Consider the following 20,283-nt stretch of genomic DNA (forward strand, 5'->3'; position numbering starts at 1 on the left):
GATGTTTCAGAGCTCAACCGGACCATCACTGCAAAATCGCCAGTATCCAGAAAAGCATCCAGGTGATCCCACGGCGGATGACTCATGCGCGGCGGCTACCGCGTGGTGCGGCAGTCCCTTTGGTGTCAGGGTTGGGTGGAGCGTTGCCTGGATCCGTCGTGACGCGATCATTATCGATGGATGATGCAATGATCGATTCCATCGGTCCGTCCTCCTCAGCGCTGGGTTCGGCACGGCCATGCCGCACTAAATCTTGCGTCAGTGCCGCAGGACACTGCACCACCGCACCGCTGCGGTGAATCACGCCATTGATGACGACCGCGGAAGTCATTTTCAGGGTATGGCTGGACCGGGTGTTCTCCTTCAGGCTTAAGCGGCGGCAGCGTAATAGACGCTTTCCGGGCAGCGGGTATTAAAATCGATATCCTGAAACACAATGATCCGAGTGCCGCCGCCGGTGTTCAGGCTGTACGGAGCTATCGTCAGGTCCAGCCCGCTCCATAGCGGGATGATGCGGTCGGCCCAGTGTCCAAAGAACACGTCGCCTGGTTGAATTTGGTTGGACACACTGGTGGCATACCCGTTGATGGTGTTATCAGATTCCCACATCGTGCCGCTGGCAGCGGTCTTTGGCATAGCCGCGAATCCCGGCATTAAAGGCATAGGACATGGCATTCGCATCGGTGTTACCCAGTGTAATCTGGGTTTCCATCCGCACCAGCTCGGCAAAGGAAGGGCCCCCTGGTTTGGCAAAGGGCACCGCGTTGATACCACTGTGCTGTTTGATGCCTTTGGGCTGGGTATCGGACCCGCTGCGGTAGATCGCTGCGCGATCCACTTCCAGGGCCATCACGTGCAGCAGATTGGCGCGAACGATCTGTTCGGCATTGGGAGTGGATTGCAAGAACAGGCGGCGGGTGATGTCGGTGTAGGCCGCTAGCGATGTGGGCGTGAAATGAATCTGATCCAGGGCGGGCGGGCTTGCTTCCAGCGATTCGCCTTCACCGACCCAGTAGGCTTGGGTGGCGCCTTTGGGGCGGGGGATATCGACGTTGCTGACCAGGCCCCCCCATGACATTGGCGCGCTGCATCACCCAGGTGTTGTGACGCAGTCATTCGATAAAGGAAGCGGCGTGTAGTTCGGTCGCAATGATGTCGGAGCCGGGCCCCTCGGATGGGATGGTCATGGAGAATGCAAGGTTCAGCACGTCCGCGGGGATCATGAGTCTGCGGGACTTTTGGCCATAGATTTTTTCCGCGGCATCTGAGCACTCGATCTCGAAGGCTGCCGTGGCTTTGTCGGCCGTGCTGGCGTTGGGTAATAACGCACTGATGGCGCGGATGACACTGTAGTGCCGTACTTCTTTGGTGGACAGGCCAATGCTGGTGGGTGTGTCTTGTTCGGTCAGTGGTGCGGATGCTGTCTGACTCAGTTTGGTCAGCAAGGCGCGCGGGCCGACAATGTTGCGGCGGCATAGGTCAATGTAACGTTTGACATGGTCGTTCTTGGACCATTGTTCGCGCATCCGCGCCACCAGCACCGGCAGACGCTGGCTGATGTATTCATCCGGTGCAACCGGGATGCTGCTCCACAGGTCATTGGCATCGACTTGCCCGGCTTTGAACATGCCGCCTAAAGGCAGCATGCGCTGATGCCATGTGGGCGGTGTATGGGTTACCCGTGTTTCTGCCGTTTCCTGGAACGTCGTCTCTGGTTTTAAGGATCGGCGTTTCCACCATGCCAGTGAGATCATCCGAAAAACCTCACGGGAAGCTGGCTTCCCCAGTGCTGTGATCTGTCAGAGGCTTGTTCTCGTGTGACGGCAAGGGCATAAAAGGTGCGTAGTTTCAGTCATTCGGGGATCGATGTGCGCCATAGTTCGCGGTTGTTGATGTGGTCGCGCGATTGATCCTGGGTCGCGCGTTTTTCCAGTACGGCATTGATGGCGTTTAGGGCGCGCTGCTTGTTGCTGCGTCCGTCATACCCTTCTGGAAGGGAGGAAAAATCCGGTTCCACGCGGAGTTGGCCGCGTTCGATGTCTACGGTCTGTGTGCCCCGTTCTGCATGCAATCGATACCCATAATGGCTCGGGATCCACTGTGCGGTGTCATCGACGGGGATCTGGAATCGGTGAACGCTGTGTTCACCGTGTGCCACGATGTCAAGTGACTTGGAACCGCGCAGCAGCCAGCGCACCTTCCAGCCGGTACTGGGATACGCTTCCAGTGAGCATGATGCCTGTAGAGAACATCCGGTCTGGATCACCGCGGGAAAGGTCGAGGAAGCAAGCGGCAGGGGCATGGGTCACCATTGGGTCGCTCACGTCCCCCGTTTTCTTGATGGGTGTATGGGACGTTTGGGCCGGGAGTGTGTTTCATGGTGCTGCAATGCCGTCACAGGGTCCTGTGGCGGTTTTTCCGGCGGCGGCGCTGCGGTGTCTTTGAGCCGCTGGGCATAACGTGATACATGCGGGTTGATGATTTTGAGCGCCGCGTAGGCATACACCCGGCAATCCAACGCTTCGTTAGGGGCTTTATCCGGCTTGGTCCATTGGCGCACCGGCTGACCTTTGACGTAGCAGGTCCGCAATTTCTCAGCCGTCAATTGAGCAAACCAGGAAGGGGCGCGGTCTGTGGGAAAGTGTGCGTAGCCTGGACCGGGTTTTTCGATGGCCAAGCGGCGCATCACGATTAATTTGGCTTCATCCACGCCCACGGCAAACAGATTGATTTTGCGGGTATTGCGCCCGGAATGTTTGCGTTGCGCTTTCTCAACGTTGGGACGGCCACAGCCGCCCACCCCTTTAATGCCAAACACGCGATGTCCGGAGGTGGTGCGCAGGTATTCGTAAGCCGCCTGGGTATGGCCAGTGGTGCCGCCGGTATCCAGACAAGCCGCGTGGATGGGCAGCCGTGCACCACTGTCGTGCTGCGATGAGTCGCTGTCATCCTGTATTGGCACAGATCAGGGGTGAAAATTTGGTTTCCAGCCATGCCTGTAAATCGCCTTGGGAGGGTTGCAGCATCATTTGGCTGCGCGATGTCATGTCGATGCAGTAGCTTTGGACGCACAGCGCCAGCAGGGTTTTGCCCACCTGGGTGCCCCATTTCAGGGTGACGTGGTAGCAGTCCGGGTTCACCAGCATGTCCATCGGTTCGCGCTGGTAGGGCGTGTTGTCCAGGCGTCATAGACCAGGAATGGCATTGTGCTCACCGGCTTGGAATGGTCAGCGCGGGATATAGGCAACTGCGTGAACAGGTTCAACGACTCTGCCGCAGCAAGGGCTTGCCGTGAACTGAGATGAGGCGGTCACACCGACTGGCGCTTGCCAACCCTGGAAGCACGAGCGTCCATCCGGGACCGCAGTCGCTATGCACCGGCTATCGACACCGATGCTTTTCCGGACACGCCAAGTGAATGCTTTTGGACGTTTACCCATGAAGCTGACCCTAAAAACAACGATGATCCGCACAACGGCTCATGCTCTGTTGAATTTAGAGACGACGGCTCCTGCGTCCGCTACAACGGAGCAACAAATGACGTCCGCGCCGTGCGCGATCCAAACGCCGCTGTGAAGGCAGGTGTGTCATGGATCGCAGTGACAGCGACCCGCGTTTGCAGCCACGTGAATCCCTTGAAGAAGACCGGTGGGAGCGTGTCGATGTCAAGGTCCAACACTTCCTGGGCGACTCAGAAAGGATCGCAGAGGCCGATGCATGGATCGCAGGCGGACTGTCCGCAGTGCACTACAACGTGCTTGAAACCGCAATGGTCGATCTGGATACCATGCCCTCAGATCGATTGATCAGCAGCGCGCTGCTGGAGCGGCTCTACAGGCTCGCGCAGCCTCACGGACCAGCACGCCTGAAACAACTCTACATCCTCGCAGAATAGGAAATACAGGACGAAATACAAAAAGAAGATGACCGCACCAGCCATATAGCGATTGATGCTTGGCAGGAGGAATACGCATGATGCTTTGCACTGTGAAAGCGCGCGCGCCAGATGCCGAGCACACGTACACCGGCTTGTTCCAAAGCGTACACATGGTTGGATGTGTCGCCTACAAGCGGTTCGGCTTTCACACGGCAATCACTGTCACGCCCATTGGCATCAAGCCAGCACAAAATATCTTTCACCCCATGTCGTCACGTGCAGCCTGATCCACGCTGCGTAACGCAGTTTGCTCACACCTATGTTCACACACGCTCAAAACATGGAAATGCACACTGCTGATGCCGTCACAATCACCGTAATACCAGTAGGCAAGGATTCAAGCGAGCGTATCCAGCAAGCGTTCCACCCGTCCAAGCGGTTGCACACGTGCAACATGGCAGCATGTGCGAAGAGCATCATTGTAAGCGGGCATCCTAAGCGCCTCAATTTCCTGTGGGGCATCTATAAAGGCTTTTCGCATCTGGCGGTCAAGCTCGTCCAACGTCAATGCCGACGGCTGCACCTGAAGTTCCACGCATGTACGCTGCTGATGTTCATGTGCGACAGATTTATTGCTCAGCTTCAGGACAAGAGTGGCTATTTCAGTCACGGCCACAACCACACTTAGCAGCGAGACCAGCCACGGCAATTCGCTCGCAACGTGACCCAGGGCCACTGTTCCAGCCACGGCACTAAAAAGAACAATATTTTTCGGACCCGGCGATAAAACCGGACATGCCGTTCGTAGAGGCGGACGTGATACGTCAAATCAAACTTGGCTGCGTATTTCGTGCGTGCTTACGGTGCGGGTGTGTTCATGAGTTCCTCACTTTTTTTGGTGGCGACGCTGGTGGTATGAGAGCAAGGGAAAGTTGCGTCGGTCCGCGTATGGGAACCCCTATCCCTTTTTCAAGATCGTGCTCATCAAAAATCCGCTTTTCAGTCATGCCTGGCTTCTTGGAGTTTGATGGTGGTTGGGACTTCCATCATAAGGTCCCAAGGGGTTGGCCTCCATTCACAGGAGTGTTTGATTCCAGGCGTATCCATTCATCCCGTGTATGAAGCAGGAGTAGCACTGTGATGAAGCTTCGTGACTACTTCCACTTTAGAGGTGATCTTCGGCCACTACGTATTCGGTGCTGTGATGCTGTTCGCATGCGTTTTAGCGGGCCTCGGCTGATCATGTGACGCACTAGAGTGCGGTTCCAGCGCCCGCCTTTCATTCTTGAATGACTGATCCTCTCGCTTTTCCCATGCATCCGTCTGGCTGCCGTCACCAGGAATCACTCATGTTTGAAGATCATTCCAAGCTCACCAATATTGAACACCTGGATGGCGGCACACTCGCCGTGAAAGGCGCAAAGACGCTCAGCGACGTGGCGCAATCAATCCACTACACACCCAAGCATGGTGAAGTTGCACTCATCTTCAAAATCAAGCGGATTCGCGACGCATCGCATGTCATGATCGACCACACGTTCAAATACGTCGAGCTCAAGCAACGCGGCAAAGTCATTGAGGAAGACACCACCAGTATGCCGATGTACGTCGGCACTCGTGGCACGCTTACGTTCATCCTCGATACACAGCAGAACCTGTTTGGTGAAGGGATGGGGGGCTGATTCATGAATAAGACCGCAATCGAACTGATCCAGCAAACCGCTATTGATGCCAATGCCCGTCGTCTGCCGGATGTGTTGGGCAACAAGGCCATTGCGCTGCCCGAAAATTACAACCTTCATTATCTTGAAAAATTCTACGAACGCCGCTTCCGCTTTCGTGGCGCACTGGAAACAAAATCCATTGCCGACTTCGTGCAGTACGTCAAAACCAAGGACAAAAGTGAAGGCTTTATAGACGCAGACACGCTCAGCGCTAAGGTATTTTTCAATCTCGGCACCAGCGCCGAGCCGGGGCACGCCGACTGGACAGCTGCGCTCACTCTCCAGGCCACCGCTGCCTATAAAGCACTGCTCAGTATCGATGGTAGAGCACTGAACCAGCGACAACTGATCGACTGGCTTGAAGACTGGGCACCGCTGCTGTCCGCTTTTATGTCTGCTTTCTCGCAAGAAGCTGGGGATTTGATACCGTTGACGACAGCCATCACTGCGATTCGCAAGTTAACGATCAAGGCGACGTCCGAATCCGAATTCACCCAAGGCGACTTTAAGGTATCGCGCTCTAAGTTCGATGCAATCGAAGCTAGGTCATCCCTTGGCCTGCCGACTGGATTCACCTTCACCTTCACCACTGAACCGTACCTTGGCCTGCCGTCGCGCACGTTTCGCCTGCGGCTGTCGGTGCTGACCGAAGATGACAAGCCGAGCATGGTGCTGCGCATCGTACAGCGCGAAGCCCACGAAGAAGCCATCACTCAGGACTTCAAGACGGTGCTGTTTCGTGAACTGGACGGTGTCGCCACGCTGACGATTGGAACGTTCTCACCTTAACTCACACGCTGTCCATGACGGCAGGAGACATGCCATGAACACCGTTGCCATGATCAAGCCGAGCGTTGGAACACGCACAGGAACGCTGTCATGAAAGAGTATCGGTAAGGCTACGTCATCCCCCATCTGCGTGCGCACGAGTACCACAGGCGTGAGTTGGGTGTCGCTAGTCGCAGTGTGTTGAAGCTATTGCGCGAGACAACACCGGCGCACGTGTGTGCGTGGTATCAGGGTCATGAAGATGAAAATAGGCCAGCCTTGGTGTTGGCGCGCGCGTATCATTGCCGCGTGCTGGAGCCGCAACGCTTCGCCAGCGATTTTTTTGGTCATGCCCGACTGCGGCGCGACCTGCGCAGCAGTCAGCATCGGGCCACACGCGATGCATGGATGGGCGCACAATGCATTTCGGCAACGTGTGCCGAACGCATTGGGGCGATGTACGTGGCGCTCGTGTCCAACCTTCTTATTGTTGCCATCCTCAAGGAGGGGATTGCAGCACCAATGCTGCGTTGGATGGATGAGCAAACCGGCGTCGTCTGCAAAGCACGTCCGGACTGACGCGTGCCAAGCCGTGCGTGCTTCGTTGACCTGAAAACCTGCAACGACGCATCCCCAGGCAGCTTCGCACGCAGCATCGACACTTACGGGTATCACATCCAGCAGGTGCATGACTGCGATGGCGCACGTGCGTGCTGGGTCCCGGTCAAGAACTACCTGATTCTCGGCCAGGAGAAACAAGCGCCGTATTGCGCCGCCGTTTATCACATCGACGCTGCTTCAGAGGCGAAGGGCTTGGAGATTCGCGCCACTGGCCTGCACACGCTGGCCCGGTGCACTGCCACCGAGCAATGGCCTGGCTATATCGGAATCACTGAAATTTCTCTGCCTACTTGGGTGCTCAACTGAGGATCGATCATGAACGCTGTCGTAGTACTTCCTACTTCCGCCTTGGCTCCGTCTGCGGCGCAATCGCATGTCGAGCGTGTACAACGCCAAGCCAAAGTACGGTGCTCCTCGGACCTGGTGCCACCGTCATACAAGGGCAACATGGTCAACACCCTGCTGGCTCTGGAAATCGCACACCGCATCGGCGCTACTCCGGTTGCGGTCATACAGAACCTTTACATTGTGCAAGGCCGTCCGTCGTGGTCGTCCTCGTTCCTGATTGCCACGGTGAACGCCTGCGGTCGATTCGAGCCGCTGCGCTTTGAGGTGAGTGGCAATGATCCAGCGGCAAAGGATTACCGCATGCGTGCCTATGCCAAGGACAAAGCGAGCGGCGAGACATGTTATGGATCGTGGATCACTTGGAAGATGGTCGATTCCGAAGGCTGGTCGAAGAAGAACGGTAGCAAGTGGTTGACCTTAGCGGAACAAATGTTCATGTACCGCTCCGCCAGTTTTGGGGCGCGCGCGTATGCGCCGGAGATCAGTCTGGGTAAGAAGTGCGTGATGTATGGGGTGGCCCGGATCCGGCGCACTCACTAGCCACGACAGCATCAAGGCGTTTGAGGCCGATCTTCTCGGCATGCCTGCACCTAATACCGCAGTGCCGCTTGTCACCGTGGACAAGGCAAAGCAGAAGTTAGCTACCGCTCGCGATCCAAACGTTGCTGTGAAGAGAGGTGCGTCATGGAATACGACGTATCTAGGCAGGGCGCTCGCTTTACCAAGATCACCGACGCTGATGGCGTCCACGTCATCAGAAAACCAGACATGTCGATATGAACGACACCTTCGATGATAAATTCTCCAATGAATTAACCACGCCAGCGTATTACTAGATTAATCCCGATGGCAACCAAGGTGGCATCGTTGCTATGAATGAAGGGCGCCTGCTAGTGATGTCCTGTTGCAATTAAAATGGGGTATTTGAAACTGCTCGACAACCACATTGAAGTATGGATCATTTTGGCTGTTAAGCGGCGGAACTTCAGGGATGGGCCGTCTTGTTCGACTGTTTCACCCAATTCCGTACTCCTATTTCGTCACTATGCCATCAATCTGTCCTGGATTGGGTAGGCTCACCTCCCGTTCAATTTATGCAACAAAGCCGCTTCGAACGTTACTGTTTTATTTAAGTCAGTTAGTTTGTTGTTAGAAGCGCATCACCTATCAGGATGGATGAGTGCTTCCACAATTTAGCGTACTGGGCGTTCCAGTTTATAAGGATTGTGTTCGTTGCTACCCGGTGGGCGTAAGCTGTAGCGCTTATAAGTCCACTGATACTGAGTGGGGTCGCGACGAGCGATACGCTCGATTCCTGTATTGAGTGCGGTTGCCGCGATCAGTGGATCTGGATCGGCCACTGCTGGGTCGGCTCGTTCCACATACAAGGCGAACTCCAGATTAGGACTCATACGCTCGCACCAGCCATATAGCACGGTCGCGCCTGTCCGCTCGGCTAAACGCTGCACAAGAGTCATGGTCAATGCTTCGATGCCGAAGAATGGTGCAAATACACCTTCGCCGATCTTCGGTTGTTGGTCGGCAAGGAGCCCGATTGCACCACCATTCTTGAGTACTTTGAACAATTGCCGTACTGCCATTCCATCGGCACGAACTTGATGCACATTGTCGGCACTGCGTACCAGTTGCAGAAAACCATCTAACATGGCCGAATTAGTTGAACGGTACATGAGCGACATGAGCGTGGCTGGCCTAAGATTGGACATGTACTGTTTAAGTAACTCCCAGTTGCCAAAATGTGGGGCAACCATAATCACTCCTTGTCCCCGGGCTAGGGCTGCATCCCATAAATCAAGGCCGTGGCATTCACGCAGCCGCGCCAAGTTTTCTTTCTGTGGATGAGTCCATATATGTAGCATTTCGAACGCTTGACGTACTGTGGAATAGATGATTTGGCGATGTAGCCGCGAGCGCTCCTGGCGTGACAGCTCTGGGTAGGTCAGTTCCAAATTACGCCATGTCACGCGACTTTCTCGCGTGTTCAAATAAAGACAGCAGCAGGCGATTAGATCGGACAGTCGTTTGAGTAGTGGCCAGGGTATGTGCCCTACCAATGATGCGACCCGATACAACCAACGGATTTTGGAGTTGAGATTCATCTATACAATTCTAAAAGGACGCTATCTTCACGAGTTTGAGGTAACGTTGCTATCAGTCTATTACCCAGTGGTTTGTTGGTGTGTGGCTGGCTGATGTCTTTTGCCAACAGGATCAGGCAACCAAATTTCAGGGCCATCATGATGAAAAATAAAGAATTCGTTAAAAGGAGCAAAGCAACCGATGTTAATGGTGATTTAGCGGGGGACAATGCTCTGTGTCTGGGATGGAGCTGGCTTTATAAGCGTTTATATAAGCGTCTATTTTTCAATCGAGAATCCTCGATTTGGTACTTTCAGATTTTAGGATCACTCAGAAGTCTCTGCTGTTAATACGAGAAATGATGTTGAACTGGTATAATACTTAAGTTATATCAACAGCCCCTGACGCGAATCCCACATGTCCAATGAACGCCCTGCTCAGCAATCCGATATCAAACAACTGATCAGCAAGGGGTTGGAACAGGGTTACCTGACTTACGCCGAAGTTAACGATCACCTGCCAGATGATCTGGTGGATCCTGACCAAATTGAAGACATCATCGGGATGATTAACGGAATGGGCATTGATGTCCATGAAGTGGCTCCCGATGCCGAGACCCTGCTTCTTAACGAGGGAAACACTGGAAACAGGGAAGTCGACGATACGGCTGCAGAAGAGGCGGCAGCTGCGCTTAGTGCGCTTGACACCGAAGGAGGACGTACTACCGATCCGGTGCGCATGTACATGCGTGAGATGGGTACGGTCGAGCTGTTAACCCGTGAAGGTGAAATAGCGATTGCCAAGCGCATTGAAGAAGGCTTGAGCGAGGTACAAGCTGCTTTAGGTGCCTTCCCGCTATCGACGGAATTGCTGCTTAGCGAATATGAATTGCATAAAGAAGGTAAGAAGCGCCTGACTGAGGTCGTTGTTGGCTTTAATGACTTGATAGAGGAGGATAACGTCGTTGTCACCTCAGCTGACATGACTGACGAGTCCGTCGTCGAAGCTGGTGAAGAAGTCGACGAAGACGATGAAAGCGTTGGCAATGACGAAGATGTTCCCACCACAGGTCCGGATCCTGCCGAAGTTGCCTCGCGTATGGAAGCGCTTTCCGCTGAGTACGCCAAGTTCAAAAAAGCTTACTTTAAGCATGGTGCTGAGCACAAAGCAGTAGTTAAGTTGCGTGGAGATGTGGCTGCGATCTTCGTCACTTTCAAATTGCCGCTTCCATTGACCGATTTACTGGTTCATCAGCTACAGAACCTAGTCAACGCGATCAAGGATCACGAGCGCAAAGTGCTTCATTTGGCAACTAATGTAGCCAAAATGCCGCGCAAAGACTTCATCCGTGCCTGGGAAAACAACCAGACCAACTTAGAGTTGGTGGAAGATGCGATTAAGCGCAAGCAGAAATGGTCCTCTGCACTACGTGATATCAAGGACCAGATCACCGCTGAGCAGCAAGCTACCATCGATTTGGAAAAATCCAGTTTCCTCACATTAGCCGACATCAAAGATATCAACCGTGCGATGGCTTACGGTGAAGCAAAGGCGTCCAAGGCTAAGAAAGAGATGGTCGAAGCTAACCTGCGTTTGGTCATATCGATCGCAAAGAAGTATACCAACCGTGGTTTGCAGTTCCTGGATTTGATACAGGAAGGCAACATCGGTTTGATGAAAGCCGTGTGTAAGTTTGAACACCGTCGGGGCTTTAAGTTCTCGACCTATGCTACTTGGTGGATTCGCCAAGCCATTACCCGTTCTATTGCCGATCAGGCGCGCACCATTCGTATCCCGGTGCATATGATTGAGACAATCAACAAGCTTAACCGTATCTCCCGTCAAATGCTCCAACAGTTTGGCCGCGAAGCGACTCCAGAGGAGCTGGCCAAGGAAATGGACATGCCTGAGGACAAGATCCGTAAGGTAATGAAGATTGCCAAGGAGCCGATCTCAATGGAGACTCCGATCGGAGATGATGAAGATTCGCATTTGGGGGATTTCATTGAGGATGCCAATGTCGAGTCTCCGGTCGATACCACAACCAATGTCAACTTGTCAGAAACTGTGCGTGAAGTGTTGGCTGGTTTAACACCGAGAGAAGCGAAGGTTTTGCGTATGCGTTTCGGTATCGACATGAATACCGACCACACACTGGAAGAGGTAGGCAAACAATTCGATGTCACTCGTGAACGTATTCGCCAGATCGAAGCCAAGGCATTGCGGAAGCTTCGTCATCCAAGTCGTTCAGAGCAACTGCGCTCATTCCTCGATATTGATTGAATCAAGAGGGCAGTGATCTTTTGTAGCCGTGCTCGCGTTTAGGTCAAACATCATCTGGCGTCATGTCCATGCGGTCATTGCCTCTGTTAGCTGTTCATTAGCATTACAAATGTTTAGCGATGTTCCCCTTAAATGGGGAGGGCTATCAGTAGTGAAATGAGTTGTCCTACTAAAGACGCTGTTAAAGAGAGATGCGTTTGGGTGCTTGAACTATAAGCATTGCTCACTAGGTGCCGTGACAGTGGTTAAGCAAGTCACACGTGGTCTGCGTTTCTCTTAGTCCCCGCCCTTTGAAAAATGCCGCGATAGGGTGGGTTATGGGGCGATGCGATAGTGTGTTTCGCTCGCAAATATCCACGGTCCATTATTGAGAATAGGCACGTTAAGAAACGCTTGATTTCCGACGCGCGCCCCGCTTTGACTACGTTAAGTAGGAAGATCTTGGGTAGTCAATCATGCTATCCAAATCAGTCTTGGCCATAGAATGTCAATCGATAGTTACGCGGCAAACGTGGCCGGCTACTGCCGTCAGTGATCCAAGGTGCGTCTGGGGCTTGAGGCCCACACCATAGGAGATACGGCCATTGAAGTCACCAGCAACCGTGTGCGATGCGGTTGGAACTTCCAGGCCAGATGGCTTCAGCCACGACCATTGCCACAGTGACCAGTGTAGTGGTTGACGATGCCAAGGGCTGCCATGCTGGTCAGCGCAGCTGTGGGAGCATCCCGCCATTATCCCGTCCCGAAGAAATGCCAAGTGATGGAAGACATAGCCTCCTGAAGCCGATGCAGGCCATGTAGTCCTCAGAGAAACCCAGCGTCTGGTCGGGCGGTGCGCGTGGCGACCATCAGTGATACCCCGTGACAACCAAAATGCCGTATTTGAAATTGCTTGGCGAGCGCATGATGTCTGGTGATTTTGGTCGTCAAGTTGCGCGTCTTGGGAGACGAGTCGTCTTGCTCGATTGTTTTGCCCAACTTCGAACTCCTGTTACCGTCACCGCTTCATTCGTGTAACAGAGTCCGTTTGATCTGTATTTGGTGATGGTGATCAATCCTTGGATTCAGTCTGGTATTGCACTGTACGTGCTGGTGTTACGTCTGGTGTCGGGTGAATTGTGTATATGTCTTCTAAAGACATCCGATGGTGATGCTGGCAATTGTTGTCAAAAATGTGTGCTGTCAATACGCCTGACACGACGGCATGCACTCTGGCTAATTCACACGTGATATTTGCGGTGTGTATCTGGTGATATCTCTGTGTGGAATTGAGTGATTCCATGGGTTGCTAAAGAGACCGCAATCGGCCTATCTGTTGGTGGTGTGATGTCAATTGCAAGCACGTATTTATGTTGATCTGTGACTGGGAGTGCGTTTGATGGGGAATTAAATAGGACATTCTTGTGCTTGGCATCATGTAGCGCTTGTCGTGTATCAGTTTACTCTGCTGATGAGCGTGTCTCAGGATGGCACTGGTAGGTTGCATGGTTGCGAGTGTGGATGTCGGCACTGAGTGAGATGGTCGACAGGAATTGCACTGTACGTGCTGGTGTTACGTCTGGTGTCGGGTGAATTGTGTATATGTCTTCTAAAGACATCCGATGGTGATGCTGGCAATTGTTGTCAAAAATGTGTGCTGTCAATACGCCTGACACGACGGCATGCACTCTGGCTAATTCACACGTGATATTTGCGGTGTGTATCTGGTGATATCTCTGTGTGGAATTGAGTGATTCCATGGGTTGCTAAAGAGACCGCAATCGGCCTATCTGTTGGTGGTGTGATGTCAATTGCAAGCACGTATTTATGTTGATCTGTGACTGGGAGTGCGTTTGATGGGGAATTAAATAGGACATTCTTGTGCTTGGCATCATGTAGCGCTTGTCGTGTATCAGTTTACTCTGCTGATGAGCGTGTCTCAGGATGGCACTGGTAGGTTGCATGGTTGCGAGTGTGGATGTCGGCACTGAGTGAGATGGTCGACAGGATCTGTGATTGCACTTGTGTCCAGATTGGCGTGCGCATTGTTTTTACTTCGGATCGGACCTGATGCATGTGGTCGCGGTAAGGTGGGCTGGCCAGGAGTTGCAGCTGTAGCTTGCATGTAGGCATGGTGAGTGTCCCGTGCCAGTGCACATGGTAGTGCCCGTGTACCCAATGATCTACGAGCCATAGGCCAAGCAGACCAATGTTGCGAACGTGACCGACGACGACTTAAGTGTGTAGTGTGGGGAATAGCACCAAGGGTGGCAAAGAAGAATGGAAATGGATTGATGAGACATGATAGAAACCCGGAGGTGACCACCAAACCGGACTACTACCCGAGCCAGCCCTTGGTTTTAGGAGCGAAAGTCTTGGGTTGCGTACAGTCGTTGTCCAGCCAGCAGACCTCAAGCGAGACCGCATTGCCTTCTGGGTGTTGGATACTTGGTACTGCGAATTTCAGAGATTCCTAGATTTGCTTGGTTTTTTTATCGTGCGTCGTTTTTTGTCTTGGAAAGATGGTTTGTGCATGCGTACGGTGCTACTAGCGGATGTCCCACGTATCTTGCTTTGCAGGTGCGCGGTAAAACCGCATGCATATACAACCCGTACACGTGTTGTCGATTCATGGCATCAAGCTGCAAGGAGCCGCATAAACCACGCATACAGACGGAATTATTTTCAACGAACAGTCAAGTGATCAATTCAGAACACCCTGTCTAGTGTGGTAAGAAACCGGAAATGGTGGTCTGTGGCTACTGCAGCCTCATCTGCAAGTTTCCATGTTGCGTTATTGCGTAGCTTTTGCCATGTCTGTTACTGGATATCGAGTGTGTCGATTTTCTGCCAGCCCCTTGGCAGCAGGCGGCCGCGGTTGGCACGTGCATCAAGATAAGTGTCTAAATCTTTAAATGAAAGGCGCATCGTTCGTTCGCCGCTACAGATCAGCAGGGTGTGACTCGAAGCGACTGCGATGACAGCCACCACGCGTTCGGTGGTCAGTTTGGCTTTTGGAATGTCGATCAGCTTGTTGCCCTTGCCTTTATCTAGCTCCGGCAGCTCGCCCGCTGCAATCGCTAGCAGGTGGCCGGCGCTGGTCACCGCGACAATGCGATCATGTTGCGCGTCAGTCAGTGCCGCCAGTGGCAGCACTTGCGCGCCAGGTGTCAGATTAAGCAGTGCTTTACCAGCCTTGTTTCGTCCGGTGAGATTTTCGAACCGGGTGATGAAACCGTAGCCGTGAGATGAGGCCAACACGAACAGGCTGTTATTGTCAGCGCTGGCCATGGCTTGGAATGACACACCAGGGGCAGGCGAAAAGCGTCCCGTCAGTGGTTCACCGTTGCCGCGCGCCGAGGGTAGGGTATGCACTAGTGTTGAATAGGCACGTCCTTCTGAGTCGAGAAAGGAGACATGATGGGTGCTGCGGGTCCGCACGGCCGCCAGAAGACAGTCGCCTTCACGATAAGACATCCCACTTGGATCGACTTCGTGGCCTTTGGCGGCGCGGATCCAGCCTTTCTCTGAGAGCACCACGGTCATTGGTTCACTGGCGACCAGTTCGCTTTCATCAATGGCCTGTGCGGCTTGGCGCTTGACAAGTGGCGCGCGGCGTGGATCGCCGAACTGCTTAGCATCGGCCAATAATTCATCCTTGATCAGCTTTTTTAGTTGGACTTTGCTGTCCAGGATCGCGATGATCTGGCCGCGTTCTTTGGTCAACGTGTCTTGTTCACTGCGGATCGCCATCTCTTCCAGGCGCGCGAGTTGGCGTAGCTTGGTGTCGAGGATGTATTCGGTCTGCGTCTCTGACAGGCCAAATTGTGCGATCAGGACTGGCTTGGGCTCGTCCTCATTGCGAATGATGCGGATCACCTTGTCCAGGTTGAGAAAGGCAATCAGCAAGCCTTCCAGCAGATGGAGGCGGCGTTCAACTTTTTGTAGCCGATGGTTGAGACGGCGGGTGACCGTGTTGCTGCGGAAGCTCAGCCATTCGGTGAGCAGCTGTTTCAGGGTTTTCACTTGCGGGCGGCCGTCCAGGCCGATCACGTTGAGGTTCACCCGATGGCTCTTTTCTAGATCGGTGGTTGCGAACAGGTGGCCCATGAGTTGTTCCACGTCGATCCGTTGGGAACGTGGAAACAGCACGATACGCACCGGGTTCATGTGGTCGGATTCATCGCGTACCCCTTCGCCATCCAGCCAGGGCAGCTTTTTGGAACGGATTTGCTGGGCGATCTGTTCAATGACTTTGGACGGGGACACTTGGTAAGGCAAGGAGGTGATCACCAGGTTGCCGCTTTCTTTCTGGTAGGTGGCGCGGGTACGCACACTACCATTGCCCGTCTCGTATAGATTTTGTAGGTCACTGGGTGGTGTGATGATCTCAGCGGCGGTTGGGTAGTCAGGACCGCGGACGTATTCACACAGCTTGGCAATAGTGGCGTCTGGGTCGTCAAGCAGATGAACCAGCGCACTGACGATTTCGTTGAGATTATGCGGTGGTACGTCGGTCGCCATGCCAACCGCGATGCCAGTGGTGCCATTAAGCAACAGGTGGGGAAGGCGGCCCGGCAGCCACGAAGGTTCTTCCAGGGTACCGTCAAAGTTCGCTGTCCAATTGACTGTGCCTTGGCTCAGTTCACTGAGTAGGACGTCAGCAATCGGGGTGAGCTTGGATTCGGTGTAGCGCATCGCTGCGAATGACTTCGGGTCGTCGGAAGAACCGAAATTGCCTTGCCCTTCGATCAGTGGGTAACGGTATGAGAACGACTGGGCCATCAGCACGAGTGCTTCGTAGCAAGCTGAGTCGCCGTGCGGATGGTACTTACCGATCACGTCGCCAACCGTACGTGCAGACTTCTTCGGTTTTGCGGCGGCATTGAGGTTCAATTCGCTCATGGCGTAGATGATGCGTCTTTGTACTGGCTTGAGACCATCTCCGATAAAGGGGAGCGCGCGATCGAGGACGACATACATTGAGTAATCAAGATAGGCACGTTCGGCGTATTCGCGCAGTGGCATCTGTTCGAAGCCATGGAAGGTGGGGCGAGTCAGATCGGTCATTGTGTGGAAGTGTTTTCGAGATAAATGATGAATCGGTCTGCACGGATGTGTGACGTGGTCAGATTCAGGAGTCGATTATCCGTATGCGACCCAGGAAGCCAAGTTGCGCCAGACTCGGTGGGTCAGGTGGCAGTTGGTGGGATATTGCAAAGAGTGGTAGCGCGCTGAAAAAACCTATGAAATGAGTGTAATCCAGTGTTTCTGGAGGTGGTATGTGCGGTTTTTGCAGGTTATAGGTGTCATGGTTCGATCAATGCTTAGAGCAGTTCACCCAGCAACACCGTAGCTTGTCCCAATGTGTTGCTACGTGTTGCCCCAGATTTTGATGTCACGTGGTATTTTAGCGAAAGAAATATTTTTATTGACAATAATTCTTTTTGTAATTAATGTTTGCGCTATGTATCCATCTACATCCATTAGTCTGCTGTTCCGTCAAGTCCGTGATGGTGTCGTGCGTCAATTGGATGAGGAGGTACGTCAGGAGTTTCGTGATCTTGGGTTCACGCATTACGTAGGCCTAAAGGTGCTGGCGATACATGCGCCATGCACGGCCAATAAGTTGGCCCAAGCATTGAATCAGACGCCTAGCGCTGTGACGCGTCTCTTGGACAAATTGGAAGCGATGGATGCGGTGCGTCGTGAGCCGCACGCCCAGGATCGTCGGGCATTGCAGATCGTTATGACGGAGACTGGCAGGGCTCTGTGGGGACGTTTGCAACAGCATGGTGAGCGTGCCATCGCTTATGCCTTACGCGACTTGTCCGAGGATGAGCAGCAGCAACTGATTCATCTGCTGACCCGGATCCGCGATTCTCTCAATGTGCCATGACTCTTGTCCGTTTCCCATTGCTTACAATGCGTGTTTTACGTGCTGTTTTGGTGGCTTCTCTAGCGTTGGCCTTGATGGCTTGTGCCGGCAGCCATGGATTGCGCTCTGAGGGACGCTTGCTCGCAATATCTGGTTTGCAGACGGGCAAAACCTTGGCTGCCAGCAGGCTCAGTCGAGCGGATTGGCCTGCTACAGACTGGTGGCGGGCGTTTGGTGATCCACAGTTAGACGCCTTGATTGAAGAGGGGTTGCATCATAGTCCCTCGTTGGCCACCGCTGTCGCCCGGCTGCGTCAAGCCCAGGCTCAAGCGGGTGCAGCCGACGCCAATCGTCAGCCGAGTGTTTCCGTTTCTGTTGGTTACCTAGGCATGCAACTGCCCGAGTCGATGGTCGGTAGTCGATTGGGTGGTAAGTACACCGACAGCATTAATGCAATGCTGGATTTTCGCTATGCCCCGGATCTATGGGGCGGCAAGCGTGCTGCTTGGGAAGCCGCGGTCGATCAGGCGCATGCTGCGCAGATTGATACGCAGGCAGCACGACTGAACCTGATTGATAGCATCGCTCAGGCCTATGCTCAGCTCGCTTACATCTGGGCGCTGCAGGATGTGGTCGATGCAGATCTGACACGGGTGCAACGCACCCTTCATCTCACGCGCCAACGCCGCAGCGCCGGTATCGACAGTGATGTGCAGTTACGTCAGGTGCAGTCTCGAATGCTGGTTGCTGAGCAGCAACGTCAGGTCGTACAGCAGCAGATGAGCGCGGCGCGCATTGCGTTGGCGGTGTTGGTGGGGCAGGGGCCGGATCGTGGCTTGCAAATCCAGCGCCCGGTGCTGAATGTGGCATTAGCACTGCAGTTACCCAGCGTACTACCGGCTGATCTGCTCGGTCATCGTCCTGATGTGGTTGCTGCGCGCTGGCGTGTAGAGGCCTTCTCCAAGAGCATTGATGCAGCCAAAGCAGAGTTTTATCCCAGCGTTAACCTCACCGTACTCGGTGGTTTGGTTAATAAGGACGTCGGCAGCTTGGTCAAGAGCGCTTCGGCGTTGGGTCTGGTTGCTCCGGCGCTGAGTTTGCCGATGTTCCATGGCAATACGTTGCGCGCCAATTTGGCTGATCGTGATGCTCAATACGACCTTGCTGTTGCTGATTACAACGCGAAGGTGCTTGGGGCATTACGTGAAGTCGCCGATCAGGTGACTGTGATGCGTTCGTTACAGCAGCAGTTGCAGGGGCAGCAGCGCGCACTGCATACAGCGCAAGTGAGTGTGGAACTGGAGCAGCAGCGTTACCATGCCGGCATCAGCAGCTATCTGGACGTGCTCAACGTACAGCAGCAGCTATTGAGTGTACGCCAGGGGTTGGCTCAGCTGCAGTATCAACAGGTCGTTGCTTCGATGAAGTTGCGCACCGCACTGGGAGGGGGCTTTGCGTCCGATGTTGGGCGTACGACTGCTGTGCCCTCCGCTTCTTCGCATTTTTGAGATGTTTTCCATGAGTGATACTACCTCCATCTCTGCTGCTGCCCGCACGAACTGGCGGGAGCGCTTACTGAAGATCTTCGCCGTGATCGTGATGTTGCTCGTCATGGCTGCGGTTATTTGGTATGTCCTGTATGGCCGTTGGCATGAGGAGACCGAGAATGCTTATGTGCAGGGTAATCAAGTCCAGATTACTTCGATGATTTCCGGGACTGTGGTCAGCATTGTTGCTGACGATGGCATGCGTGTGGAACGTGGCCAGGTGCTGGTGAAGCTGGACCCCGCCGATGCCAAGGTCGCGTTGCAGCAGGCTGAAGCTAACCTGGCAAAGACTGTACGTCAGGTGCGTGGCCTGTACCATGGTGTCGATAGTGCAAAGGCAGATCTGCTGGTGCGTGAGGTGGCATTGCGGCGGGCGCGTGCCGATGTCAAGCGGCGCGAGGATCTGGTTGCCAGTGGTGCGATCTCAAATGAGGAATTGGCCCATGCCCGCGAAGAGCTGGTCGTTGCTGAGGCCTCAGTCAGTGGTTCACGTGACGTGTTCGAACGTAATCGTGCGTTGGTTGACGATACCGTGATTGCGACCCAGCCAGACGTCCAGGCGGCTGCAGCGCAGCTGCGTCAAGCCTATCTCAACCATGCGCGCAGCGCGATTGTTACGCCGGTAACCGGCTATGTGGCGCGGCGTTCGGTGCAGATTGGGCAGCATGTACAGCCTGGCGCTGTATTGATGGCGGTAGTGCCGTTGGAACAGGTGTGGGTTGAGGCTAACTTCAAGGAGACCCAGCTTAAAAAGATGCGTCTGGGACAGCCGGTGCTACTGAGCTCGGATCTATATGGGGGGGGCGTGATTTACAACGGTCATGTGCAAAGCCTGGGTCTGGGGACTGGTAGCGCTTTCTCACTGTTGCCGGCGCAGAATGCGAGTGGTAATTGGATCAAAATCGTGCAGCGTGTCCCTGTACGCATTGTGATTGATCCAAAACAGTTAGCGGAGTATCCGCTGCGGATCGGTTTGTCGATGAAGGTCAAGGTCGATCTGCACGACCAGCAGGGCAACGTGTTGTCGTCCCAGCCCGTGTCGGAGCCGTTGTTCGATACTGATGTCTATGCCAGCCAACTCCAGAAGGCTGAGGCAGATATCCATCGTATCATCCAAGCGAATCTGCCCGACCGGGCGAAGGCTGGTTGAGGCACTTC

The 20,283-nt window shown here is 53.9% G+C and carries 17 protein-coding genes and 2 pseudogenes; 11 read left to right on the top strand and 8 right to left on the bottom strand.

Features of this window, described 5'->3' with window-relative positions:
- Positions 1–82: 82 nt before the first annotated feature.
- From PLS229_RS03855 to PLS229_RS12165, 5 genes and pseudogenes are all read right to left on the bottom strand, one after another.
- Positions 83–331, bottom strand: a complete 249-nt coding sequence (locus PLS229_RS03855) for a hypothetical protein (RefSeq protein ID WP_038270686.1) — start codon at positions 329–331, stop codon at positions 83–85.
- Between the two features lie 38 nt (positions 332–369).
- A pseudogene (locus tag PLS229_RS03860) lies at positions 370–1,754 on the bottom strand (phage major capsid protein).
- Positions 1,755–1,852: 98 nt separating this feature from the next.
- Positions 1,853–2,302: a hypothetical protein gene (locus PLS229_RS03865; protein WP_230428180.1), complete on the bottom strand. Its 450-nt coding sequence runs from the start codon at positions 2,300–2,302 to the stop codon at positions 1,853–1,855.
- Positions 2,303–2,320: 18 nt separating this feature from the next.
- The gene (locus PLS229_RS03870) at positions 2,321–2,962 is read right to left on the bottom strand and encodes a terminase gpA endonuclease subunit (RefSeq protein ID WP_038270687.1); all 642 of its coding nucleotides are present in this window, start codon (positions 2,960–2,962) and stop codon (positions 2,321–2,323) included.
- The gene (locus PLS229_RS12165; protein WP_038270689.1) at positions 2,946–3,152 is read right to left on the bottom strand and encodes a phage terminase large subunit family protein; all 207 of its coding nucleotides are present in this window, start codon (positions 3,150–3,152) and stop codon (positions 2,946–2,948) included. The genes PLS229_RS03870 and PLS229_RS12165 overlap by 17 nt, the downstream gene beginning before the upstream one ends.
- 174 nt (positions 3,153–3,326) lie before the next feature.
- Here PLS229_RS12165 and PLS229_RS12680 point away from each other — a divergent pair.
- Positions 3,327–3,497: pseudogene (locus PLS229_RS12680) on the top strand (hypothetical protein); the annotation flags it as partial.
- Between the two features lie 92 nt (positions 3,498–3,589).
- Positions 3,590–3,895 (top strand): hypothetical protein, encoded by a 306-nt coding sequence (locus PLS229_RS12170; RefSeq protein WP_051482274.1) that lies wholly within the window; start codon positions 3,590–3,592, stop codon positions 3,893–3,895.
- Between the two features lie 379 nt (positions 3,896–4,274).
- On the opposite strand, the gene PLS229_RS03885 is transcribed toward PLS229_RS12170, so the two are convergent.
- A complete protein-coding gene (locus PLS229_RS03885; protein ID WP_230428181.1) occupies positions 4,275–4,625 on the bottom strand; it encodes a hypothetical protein in 351 nt (116 codons plus the stop codon).
- A 601-nt stretch (positions 4,626–5,226) separates the two neighbouring features.
- Here PLS229_RS03885 and PLS229_RS03890 point away from each other — a divergent pair.
- From PLS229_RS03890 to PLS229_RS03910, 5 genes are all read left to right on the top strand, one after another.
- Positions 5,227–5,559 carry a hypothetical protein gene (locus tag PLS229_RS03890; RefSeq protein ID WP_038270693.1) on the top strand — a complete coding sequence of 111 codons (333 nt, stop codon included), beginning with the start codon at positions 5,227–5,229 and terminating at the stop codon, positions 5,557–5,559.
- 3 nt (positions 5,560–5,562) lie between these two features.
- Complete coding sequence (locus PLS229_RS03895; protein WP_038270695.1) at positions 5,563–6,390, top strand: DUF2303 family protein; 828 nt, start codon at positions 5,563–5,565, stop codon at positions 6,388–6,390.
- A 156-nt stretch (positions 6,391–6,546) separates the two neighbouring features.
- Positions 6,547–6,948, top strand: coding sequence for a PD-(D/E)XK nuclease-like domain-containing protein (locus PLS229_RS03900; protein WP_160165148.1), 402 nt, complete (start codon positions 6,547–6,549; stop codon positions 6,946–6,948).
- A 3-nt stretch (positions 6,949–6,951) separates the two neighbouring features.
- Positions 6,952–7,296 carry a PD-(D/E)XK nuclease-like domain-containing protein gene (locus tag PLS229_RS03905; RefSeq protein WP_038270697.1) on the top strand — a complete coding sequence of 115 codons (345 nt, stop codon included), beginning with the start codon at positions 6,952–6,954 and terminating at the stop codon, positions 7,294–7,296.
- Between the two features lie 9 nt (positions 7,297–7,305).
- The gene (locus PLS229_RS03910) at positions 7,306–7,878 is read left to right on the top strand and encodes a hypothetical protein (RefSeq protein ID WP_051482276.1); all 573 of its coding nucleotides are present in this window, start codon (positions 7,306–7,308) and stop codon (positions 7,876–7,878) included.
- Between the two features lie 653 nt (positions 7,879–8,531).
- Here the strand turns inward: PLS229_RS03910 and PLS229_RS03915 are convergent.
- Complete coding sequence (locus PLS229_RS03915; protein WP_038270698.1) at positions 8,532–9,458, bottom strand: lauroyl acyltransferase; 927 nt, start codon at positions 9,456–9,458, stop codon at positions 8,532–8,534.
- A gap of 397 nt (positions 9,459–9,855) precedes the next feature.
- On the opposite strand from PLS229_RS03915, the gene rpoD reads away from it, so the two are divergent.
- On the top strand, positions 9,856–11,721 hold the full coding sequence (gene rpoD, locus PLS229_RS03920; RefSeq protein ID WP_038270699.1) for an RNA polymerase sigma factor RpoD: 1,866 nt from the start codon (positions 9,856–9,858) through the stop codon (positions 11,719–11,721).
- A 2,799-nt stretch (positions 11,722–14,520) separates the two neighbouring features.
- Here the strand turns inward: rpoD and parC are convergent.
- Entirely contained in the window at positions 14,521–16,770 is a 2,250-nt protein-coding gene (gene parC / locus PLS229_RS03925) for a DNA topoisomerase IV subunit A (protein ID WP_038272689.1), read from the bottom strand.
- Between the two features lie 397 nt (positions 16,771–17,167).
- Here parC and PLS229_RS03930 point away from each other — a divergent pair, with 397 nt between their 5' ends.
- The 3 genes from PLS229_RS03930 to PLS229_RS03940 are packed head-to-tail and all read left to right on the top strand — an operon-like array spanning position 17,168 to position 20,275.
- Positions 17,168–17,599, top strand: a complete 432-nt coding sequence (locus PLS229_RS03930; protein WP_038272687.1) for a MarR family winged helix-turn-helix transcriptional regulator — start codon at positions 17,168–17,170, stop codon at positions 17,597–17,599.
- Positions 17,596–19,086, top strand: coding sequence for an efflux transporter outer membrane subunit (locus PLS229_RS03935; RefSeq protein ID WP_038272685.1), 1,491 nt, complete (start codon positions 17,596–17,598; stop codon positions 19,084–19,086). The genes PLS229_RS03930 and PLS229_RS03935 overlap by 4 nt, the downstream gene beginning before the upstream one ends.
- 10 nt (positions 19,087–19,096) lie before the next feature.
- Positions 19,097–20,275: an HlyD/EmrA/EmrK family protein gene (locus PLS229_RS03940; protein ID WP_038272696.1), complete on the top strand. Its 1,179-nt coding sequence runs from the start codon at positions 19,097–19,099 to the stop codon at positions 20,273–20,275.
- The last annotated feature ends 8 nt before the right edge of the window (positions 20,276–20,283 follow it).

This window comes from Xylella taiwanensis (assembly GCF_013177435.1).
In the GTDB taxonomy this organism is placed as follows: Bacteria; Pseudomonadota; Gammaproteobacteria; order Xanthomonadales; family Xanthomonadaceae; genus Xylella; species Xylella taiwanensis.

Excerpts from the sequence above, each read along its gene's own strand:
- PLS229_RS03855 (WP_038270686.1), bottom strand. The coding sequence starts at position 331 with ATGACTTCCGCGGTCGTCATCAATGGCGTGATTCACCGCAGCGGTGCG.
- PLS229_RS03865 (WP_230428180.1), bottom strand. The coding sequence starts at position 2,302 with ATGCCCCTGCCGCTTGCTTCCTCGACCTTTCCCGCGGTGATCCAGACC.
- PLS229_RS12165 (WP_038270689.1), bottom strand. The coding sequence starts at position 3,152 with ATGGACATGCTGGTGAACCCGGACTGCTACCACGTCACCCTGAAATGG.
- PLS229_RS12170 (WP_051482274.1), top strand. The coding sequence starts at position 3,590 with ATGGATCGCAGTGACAGCGACCCGCGTTTGCAGCCACGTGAATCCCTT.
- PLS229_RS03890 (WP_038270693.1), top strand. The coding sequence starts at position 5,227 with ATGTTTGAAGATCATTCCAAGCTCACCAATATTGAACACCTGGATGGC.
- PLS229_RS03895 (WP_038270695.1), top strand. The coding sequence starts at position 5,563 with ATGAATAAGACCGCAATCGAACTGATCCAGCAAACCGCTATTGATGCC.
- PLS229_RS03910 (WP_051482276.1), top strand. The coding sequence starts at position 7,306 with ATGAACGCTGTCGTAGTACTTCCTACTTCCGCCTTGGCTCCGTCTGCG.
- PLS229_RS03915 (WP_038270698.1), bottom strand. The coding sequence starts at position 9,458 with ATGAATCTCAACTCCAAAATCCGTTGGTTGTATCGGGTCGCATCATTG.
- rpoD (WP_038270699.1), top strand. The coding sequence starts at position 9,856 with ATGTCCAATGAACGCCCTGCTCAGCAATCCGATATCAAACAACTGATC.
- parC (WP_038272689.1), bottom strand. The coding sequence starts at position 16,770 with ATGACCGATCTGACTCGCCCCACCTTCCATGGCTTCGAACAGATGCCA.
- PLS229_RS03930 (WP_038272687.1), top strand. The coding sequence starts at position 17,168 with ATGTATCCATCTACATCCATTAGTCTGCTGTTCCGTCAAGTCCGTGAT.
- PLS229_RS03935 (WP_038272685.1), top strand. The coding sequence starts at position 17,596 with ATGACTCTTGTCCGTTTCCCATTGCTTACAATGCGTGTTTTACGTGCT.
- PLS229_RS03940 (WP_038272696.1), top strand. The coding sequence starts at position 19,097 with ATGAGTGATACTACCTCCATCTCTGCTGCTGCCCGCACGAACTGGCGG.